This is a genomic window from Pseudomonas sp. 22490, assembly GCF_052044465.1.
In the GTDB taxonomy this organism is placed as follows: Bacteria; Pseudomonadota; Gammaproteobacteria; order Pseudomonadales; family Pseudomonadaceae; genus Pseudomonas; species Pseudomonas aeruginosa.
The window spans coordinates 1-570 of the sequence record NZ_JBQENS010000098.1 but is presented as its reverse complement, the minus strand read 5'-3'; the positions used below and the strand labels follow the sequence as shown (position 1 = coordinate 570).

Here is a 570-nt window from a genome sequence, read left to right as displayed (position 1 = left end):
CGTCCTGGACAACCGTAGTGGCTCCATCGGCAGCAAGGGCGCCATCGATATCGGTGTGACCCACCTGGAAAACGACGCTGGCACGCTGATCGCCGAACGCGGCCTGAAGCTGGTAGCCGATGAGGCGAACAGTTCCAAGGGGCGTATCGCCGCCAATGGTAGCCTGCATGCCAAGGTTGGCACGCTGAGCCAGAAGGGAGGAGAACTGACCAGTCAGGACTCGCTGACTCTCGACCTGGGCATCCTAAACAACAACGCTGGCCGTATCGCTGGCAACCAGGGCGTGGACATCACGGCCCGGCAGGTGGACAACAGCGTCGGCGAGATTGCCAGCCAGGGCGTGGTGGCGCTGAACCTCACTGAGCAGTTGGACAACCGTGGCGGCAAGATCGTCGGTGACAGTGGTCTGGGCATCACCGCGCCGCACGTGCTCAACCAGGACAAGGGGGTACTCGCCAGCCGCGATGGGCTGCGCCTGAGCGCTACGGAGTTGTTCAACGGCGGGGGAGGCCTGCTGTCCAGCCAGAAGGGTATCGACGTCTCCCTGGCCGGTGCGTTCGATAACCAGGC

At 63.7% G+C, this 570-nt stretch carries 1 protein-coding gene; it reads left to right on the top strand.

The window, feature by feature from the left end:
• Positions 1-570, top strand: a 570-nt coding sequence (locus tag ACTJJX_RS35065) for a hypothetical protein (RefSeq protein ID WP_440782065.1), incomplete at both ends; no start/stop codon positions are given.